The 6570-nt window shown below is 66.6% G+C and carries 8 protein-coding genes and 1 pseudogene; 6 read left to right on the plus strand and 3 right to left on the minus strand.

The window, feature by feature from the left end; translation table 11 throughout:
* The first annotated feature begins 67 nt into the window (after positions 1-67).
* Both AB0J47_RS08540 and AB0J47_RS08545 read left to right on the plus strand, forming a co-directional pair.
* A complete protein-coding gene (locus tag AB0J47_RS08540; protein ID WP_364341984.1) occupies positions 68-727 on the plus strand; it encodes a TetR/AcrR family transcriptional regulator in 660 nt (219 codons plus the stop codon).
* Positions 699-1623 (plus strand): annotated as a pseudogene (locus tag AB0J47_RS08545) (NADP-dependent oxidoreductase). The gene AB0J47_RS08540 and the pseudogene AB0J47_RS08545 overlap by 29 nt, the downstream one beginning before the upstream one ends.
* A 182-nt stretch (positions 1624-1805) precedes the next feature.
* Here the strand turns inward: AB0J47_RS08545 and AB0J47_RS08550 are convergent.
* Both AB0J47_RS08550 and AB0J47_RS08555 read right to left on the minus strand, forming a co-directional pair.
* Positions 1806-2291, minus strand: a complete 486-nt coding sequence (locus tag AB0J47_RS08550; protein WP_364341986.1) for a DUF488 domain-containing protein — start codon at positions 2289-2291, stop codon at positions 1806-1808.
* Positions 2292-2421: 130 nt separating this feature from the next.
* Complete coding sequence (locus tag AB0J47_RS08555) at positions 2422-2775, minus strand: nuclear transport factor 2 family protein (protein WP_364341988.1); 354 nt, start codon at positions 2773-2775, stop codon at positions 2422-2424.
* 63 nt (positions 2776-2838) lie between these two features.
* Between AB0J47_RS08555 and AB0J47_RS08560 the strand changes: the two genes are divergently transcribed.
* The 3 genes from AB0J47_RS08560 (at position 2839) to AB0J47_RS08570 (ending at position 4822) form a co-directional block, all read left to right on the plus strand.
* Positions 2839-3813, plus strand: coding sequence for a WYL domain-containing protein (locus AB0J47_RS08560; protein WP_364341990.1), 975 nt, complete (start codon positions 2839-2841; stop codon positions 3811-3813).
* 207 nt (positions 3814-4020) lie between these two features.
* Positions 4021-4425 (plus strand): VOC family protein, encoded by a 405-nt coding sequence (locus tag AB0J47_RS08565; RefSeq protein WP_364341992.1) that lies wholly within the window; start codon positions 4021-4023, stop codon positions 4423-4425.
* Between the two features lie 148 nt (positions 4426-4573).
* Positions 4574-4822 (plus strand): DUF6400 family protein, encoded by a 249-nt coding sequence (locus AB0J47_RS08570; RefSeq protein ID WP_364342056.1) that lies wholly within the window; start codon positions 4574-4576, stop codon positions 4820-4822.
* A gap of 231 nt (positions 4823-5053) precedes the next feature.
* Here AB0J47_RS08570 and AB0J47_RS08575 read toward each other — a convergent pair whose 3' ends face one another.
* Positions 5054-5458: a hypothetical protein gene (locus tag AB0J47_RS08575; protein ID WP_364341994.1), complete on the minus strand. Its 405-nt coding sequence runs from the start codon at positions 5456-5458 to the stop codon at positions 5054-5056.
* A gap of 534 nt (positions 5459-5992) precedes the next feature.
* Between AB0J47_RS08575 and AB0J47_RS08580 the strand changes: the two genes are divergently transcribed.
* The coding region (locus AB0J47_RS08580; RefSeq protein ID WP_364341996.1) for an ADP-ribosylglycohydrolase family protein at positions 5993-6570 on the plus strand (578 nt) is incomplete at its 3' end.

Raw genomic sequence — 6570 nt, forward strand, 5'->3', positions numbered from 1 at the left:
CCACATGAGACGATAGGTGAAGCGGAGGATGCTCCGCTTCACCAACTATACCGGAGGTGCCTCCGAATTGAGTGCTGTCGATCCGACGTCCCCCGAGAACAAGCCCCGCGGTGCTCGCGCCCCCCGTGCCGACGCACAGCGCAATCGCAACAAACTCGTCGAGGTCGCCAGAGCCGCGTTCGCCGATGCCGGCGACACCGCGACATTGGAGGGCATCGCTGCCGACGCCGGTGTCGGCATCGGCACCCTGTATCGCCATTTCCCGACCCGTGAAGCTCTGGCCGAAGCCGTGTACGCCGCGGAACTCGACGATGTCACCGACAGCGTCGCGGTCCTGCTGCAGCAGCACCCCCCGGATGCGGCGCTGCGTGCGTGGATGGGGAAATACGCCGCCTTCGTCGCGACCAAGCGCGGCATGGCCGACACGCTTCGTGCCGGTTGGGCCTCGGGCCGCATCGCGGTACCGGCAACCCGGGAACGCATCACCGCTGCCATAGCCACAATGCTGGCCCACGGAGCCGAAACCGGCTCACTGCGTGGCGATGTCGAACCGGAGGACATCACGGTGATGCTCCTCGGAATTCTTCTCACCACAACAGGCGGTTCCTCCCAGCAAACGGAGCGACTACTCGACCTCATGCTCGATGCCCTACGGCTGAAAACAACCAGCGGCAATGCACGACAACGAAGGAGCAAGCATGCAAGCCATCATCGTTGGGAATCGTGACGCCGGCGTCGCCGGGATGACCCTGACGCACGACCTGCCTTACCCCCACGCCGCCGAGAACGACGTGATCGTGAAAGTACACGCCGCGGGGTTCACCACCGGCGAGCTGGACTGGCCAAGCACCTGGACCGACCGCGCCGGCCGGGACCGGACCCCGAGCGTGCCTGGCCACGAGTTGTCGGGAGTGATCGTCGAGCTGGGGTACGGCACCACGGGTCTGACCGTCGGCCAGCGGGTCTTCGGTCTGACCGACTGGACCCGCAACGGCACACTCGCCGAATACACCGCGGTGGAAGCCCGCAATCTCGCTCCCCTGCCCGCGGATATAGACCACATCGTGGCCGCCGCGCTGCCGATCTCGGGATTGACCGCCTGGCCAGGGTCTATTCGACCACGCCCGCGTCACCAGCGGTCAGACCGTCCTGATCCACGGCGCCGCCGGCGGTGTCGGCTCGATCGCGGTGCAACTCGCCCGCGAGGCCGGGGCCCGAGTCATCGGCACCGGCCGAGCCCGCGACCGCGACCGCGCGCTCACCTTCGGCGTGCACACCTTCCTGGCCCTGGACACCGAGCCGCTGGAACAGGTGGGCGAAGTCGATGTGGTATTCGACGTGATCGGCGGAGACATCCTGGATCGCTCGACCAGCCTGGTACGCGCCGGCGGAACACTTGTCACCATCGCCACGCCACCTACGATCCAGCCCGACAACGGACGCGCCGTCTTCTTCGTCGTCGAACCCGACCGGACCCAACTCACCGAGCTCGCCACGCGCCTGCGCGACGGCCGCATCAAGCCGGCCGTCGGTGCCGTCCACCCTCTCGCCGAAGCACCCCACGCCTTCAATCCCGGGAGGCACAGCCCCGGCAAGACGATCATCCGCGTCAGCGACGAATGAACACACACCGCCGTTCCCCCTGACTGCGGTCGGTCGCCGAGTCGGACGCCTGGGCTCGAATCCCACCGACCGCAAAAAACACGGCGTTGAACCACAACACCACTCCGTTTCCCTCCAGAGGCCTCCTCGCCTCTTGCGCGACCATTAGCCACTCCACGAACACCGCCGGTGATAGGCATGGCTCAGCACGGGCGGAGGTGGATGACTGGCAGGCCGTGCTCGGTGCGCACGCGCTCGGCCACGAGTGAGCGGTGGCATGCCTCCGGATCGCGCTCGACGCAGAAAAGGGCGGTCGCCGAGTCGCTCGGAAGGTCGGCCACGAGCGCGCCGAGGTCGAACGGGTCGAGGATCTCACGGGTGTAGCGCTCGGCGTACTCGGGCGCAAGCGTGATGCGGTTGCGCTTGCCCACGCCCTGCCGGTCGTCCTCACGGTACTGGAGCTGGCGCAGCTCGGTCGTCGGCGCCAGCTCCTTCAGGTGCCGGTAGCCGATGTCCGCCGCGGCGAGCGCGAGCTGCAGCCGCGCCGAGTTCGCCCAGGAGTAGTCGGGGCCTCGAACGCCACGGCGCTGGCGAAGATCGAGGAGCAACCCCACGCCCGCGCCGGTGAGCTGCTCGATGAAGGCACCGGCCGTGAAGCCGTACACGCCGATCGTCACGATGCGCCTCATCGCAGCACCTGGCCAACTCGGTGACACGACGGGACGCCAAGCCCGAGTCTTCGGCACTCGCTGAAAGCGGCGCGGCACGCGCGCCCCTGTGCGGCGGTGGACACGGTCACGACGGCCCACCGCCGCCCCGCTACGGCACGAGTGCCGGCTGGTCCACGGCCCATAACCACGACCCATCCGGCTGGCGACGGGCGATCTCGACGGTCACTTCGCCGGTGGTCAGCGTGGACGCTGTGAGTGCCAGGTCTTCGCTCACCAGCGCTGGATGCTGCCTGCCCGGCGCGAGCACCGGCGCGGCCGCGACAAACTGCTCGTACACCTTGCGGATCTCCGCATGTCCGGTCGCGAGGTTGCCCGGCGGAAACGCCAGCACGGCGTTCGGCTCGTACAACGCCACCAGCCCGTCGACGTCGCCCGCGTTGGCGCGCTCGATGAAGTACCTGCCCAGGTCGTTCGGCTCAGTGGCCACTTTCTTATTGGTCATACTGATAAGGCTCCCAACGAATCACGACATCCTGTGTCGTGTATTTCTGCAAAGGTTTTCGTTATGCGCGCCGACCGGTTGGTCTCGCTGGTGCTGCTGCTGCGCCAGCACGGTCGGCTGTCCGCGACCGCGCTGTCCCGCGAGCTGGAGGTATCCACCCGCACCGTGCTGCGCGACATCGAGGCGCTGTCCGCAGCCGGCGTCCCGGTCTACGCCGAACGCGGCCGGCACGGCGGTTTCGCGTTGTTGCCCGGTTTCCATACCGAGCTCACCGGACTGAACCACGACGAGGCACTTGCCCTGCTGGTCGCCGGATCACGGCGCGGCGCACAGGGATTCGGCCTCGGCTCGGCGCTCACTTCGGCCATGCGCAAGGTGGTCGACGCGCTACCCGAAAGCCATCGGGCCACCGCGGCCGGCGCGGCCCAGCGACTGCTCATCGACCCGGATACCGACCTCCTCTCACGCCGACTGGTCGCTGAAGAGGCGCCCGACACCGTAGTGACCGAGGTCCGGCGCGCGGTGTTCGCCGGACACAAGCTGCGCATCCATTACGCGGCTGTGGACCAGACCCCGAAGTGGCGCACCGTGGACCCGATCGGCCTGGTCACCGTCCGCGACCAGGTCTACTTACTGGCCACGAGGTCCGGCGCGGACCGCACCTACCGGCTGTCCCGGGTGTTGGCCGCCGAGGAACTTCCCGAATCCGCCCAGCGATCTGACCGGGTCGATCTGGACCGCGCCTGGCTGGAACGCAGCACGCGGTTTCGAACCGGCGGCGACCTAGTCACCGTGCTGGTACGGGTGAACCCGGCACAGCGGGAGGAACTGGTGGAGACCGCGCTGACCGTCCGTGCCGAAGAAGCCGACACAGACGGCTGGCTGCGACTGGAGGTGACCTTCCAAGATCCGAGACACGCCGAATGGGCACTGTGGCAACTCGCCACGAACGCGGAAGCCCTTGCCCCGCAATGGTTGCGCACCGCCCTGCGCAACCGCGCCGCCGCGATCGCCACCTGCTACGAAGTGTCATCCTGAGAGTTGCCGCCTTCGGCGGGCCGACGCGGAAGCTGACAAGCGCCGGCTCGCTCGCACAAACCTCGACCGCCGCCCCGACTACATCCTCGCCGACTACATGGCCTCAGGCACATAGCAAGTCAACGCACCCACACGCCGATGAGCGCGCACTCAGAGGGCTAGGAAAACCGCCGTTCGGAACAGTCCCGCACGCGTAGAGTCGCGCGCATGTCTTGCAGGATCACCGAATTGGTCATCGACTGCGCCGACCCGCAACGGCTGGCAGACTTCTGGTGCGAAGTCCTCGGCTACGTCGAACTCGGCTGGGAGGGCGACGACCACCTGGAGATCGGCCCGCCCGGAACCGGCTTCGGCGGGCCGCAGCCCACATTGTTGTTCGGTCGCAGCACCGAGCCGAAGCGCGGCAAACTGCGGCTACACCTCGACGTGAACCCCACCGACCGCGATCAGGAAGCGGAACTGGAACGGCTGCTCGCGGCAGGTGCGCGGAAGGTCGATATAGGCCAGCCCGGCGCCGCAACGTGGCACGTACTGGCCGACCCGGAGGGGAACGAATTCTGCCTGCTCCGGCGCCGAGTCGAGGCAGTGGAGAGCGACCCGAACGCACGGTAGCCGCGAAGCGCGTCGTGCTGTGCGCGGATGCTGGTCCAGTCCGCGCACGCCCATCAAATGTGACGAAGTCCAACCGTGGAAGGTGATGCAGGTCATTGCCAGCGCAGGCGTGGTTAGGCATCGTCGTCAATTCGTTTTTGGAAAGAACCTGGTTGGAGATGCCCAAATGGCCGACCACAATTTTGCTTACGACCTCACACTGGACGAGGCACGACGGCGCAGCGCCGTGGTCGCGGCGCTCGGTGACGACTGGGATCCGGCCGCGGTGCTCGCCGAGGAAGATCTGGCATACGACATGCTGTACTCGAATCTCGACGATGAGCAGCAGCGGATCTACGAGGAACTCGTCCTGGCCGGGATCCTGCCGGATCGGGCGACGCGCTATATCGCCGACTGATCTCACCGCCGAGCACGAACCATGACTGGTGTTCGGCGTATTGCCTCCGGCGAGTAGTGACCTAGCTGCTGCGGCTCGCGGCTGAGTTTCGTGGGCAGTGGCTGCGCAGTGATGCCGTCTAAGTCGCTTTCCAACGGTCACGCGGCCGCACCCCAGGTTCGACGGTCAGTGGCCGAGTTGCGGGGTCCGCAGAGGACCCCGCGACCGGCTGTACTGCGCCGCCCGCACCCCTCAGGCGGCGTCGAGGGCCGCAGTGATCTTGCGGGCCATCGCAGCCACAGCGGGACTGGACTCACCCTTGCGGGGCCCGACGGCGGCTTCGACGGCGACCAGGACGGTACCTCGGAAATTGTCGACCTCGCCCGGATGCTGCTCGCCGAGCAGGCGCATGGCCTCGGTCAGGGCCGGCAGCACCTGGTCGGCGAGTTCGGCGACAGACTTACCTCGCAGGTGAATGTCTTTGGACTTGGCGGCGAGCACATGCCCGACCAGCCCGGTCGCCGAGGTCAGGGCGATCGAGCCGTGCGAGATGCCCTTGTGCGGCGCACCGGAGGCGGCCATCAGCGACACCGCACCATAGGCGGCGGTACGCAGGGTGCTCTTGTCCTGGTCGGTCAGAGTGATGGTGACAGACATGTCGTGTACTCCTCGAAATCGGTTGTGGCACCGTGCCGGTGCCGGTCGTTTTGTTCGATGTACACACTGTCGCCGGGCCGACTGACACCGACCTGACACACACCTGACACCCCCACTGACACCGCGAACGACCATCAACGCACCAGCTAACCCGCTGACGACCACACCGCCCGAGACCGCTGTGGCTCAGAACGTCCTATGCCGCGACCACGCGTTCGATCAGGCACAAACGTTAGCCAGCAGTCGATCTCGCGAGCTTCTGCATCTGCCGCGGCGGCCCGGCCAGATCTAGCTCCAGAACATAACCTTGCGCACCCGCCGAAGCAGGTGGTTGCGCTGTGTCGCAGGCAATTCCCCGCGCACATCGCTGGACCCGAGGCCGAAATCCGAAACGGTGCCGACGGAGCGCTCAGGGATTTCGCTTCTCGCACAACGCCGCCCAAGTTGCGTGGTAATCGACTGTCCAAACGGTTGCCTCGATCACACATTCGCCATGCGCGTAGATCGTCTTCCCCTTGGCTATCATCAGACGCAATGCATGTCGAGTTGATGCTTGATTCTTTGGATGGACTGTCCGTGGGGGACGCTTTGGGGCAGCAGTTCCCGATCATGCGCCGATCCATCGCAGATCTTCGGGCAGACAATCTTCCTGCCGGACCGTGGGGGTGGACCGACGACACCGAAATGGCCTGCTCCGTGGTTACCGAGCTGTCCAGTCGCGGCGAGATCGACCAAGATCGGCTTGCCACCGCTTTCGCGCGACGCTTCGACCCGAGCCGTGACTACGGCTTCGCCACGGTCGGCACCTTGCGTCGAGTCCGCGATGGCGTGCATTGGCGCAAGGCGGCCGCAGCCGCGTTCGGTGACGAGGGTTCCTGTGGCAACGGTGCGGCCATGCGGGTTGCCCCCTTGGGTGCCTTTTACGCCGGCGATCCGGAAAAGGTTGTCGCCGAAGCGGTCCGGTCGGCGCAGGTGACCCATCTACATCCCGAAGGGATCACCGGTGCCGTCGCGGTTGCACTCGCCGCAGCCCACGCCGCGCATGCCCGCCTCAACGGGACACGGCCCACACCAACCGAATTCATCACCAGCATCCTGGACCGCCTCGACCA

It is taken from the genome of Nocardia sp. NPDC049737 (genome assembly GCF_040674755.1).
Taxonomy (GTDB): domain Bacteria; phylum Actinomycetota; class Actinomycetes; order Mycobacteriales; family Mycobacteriaceae; genus Nocardia.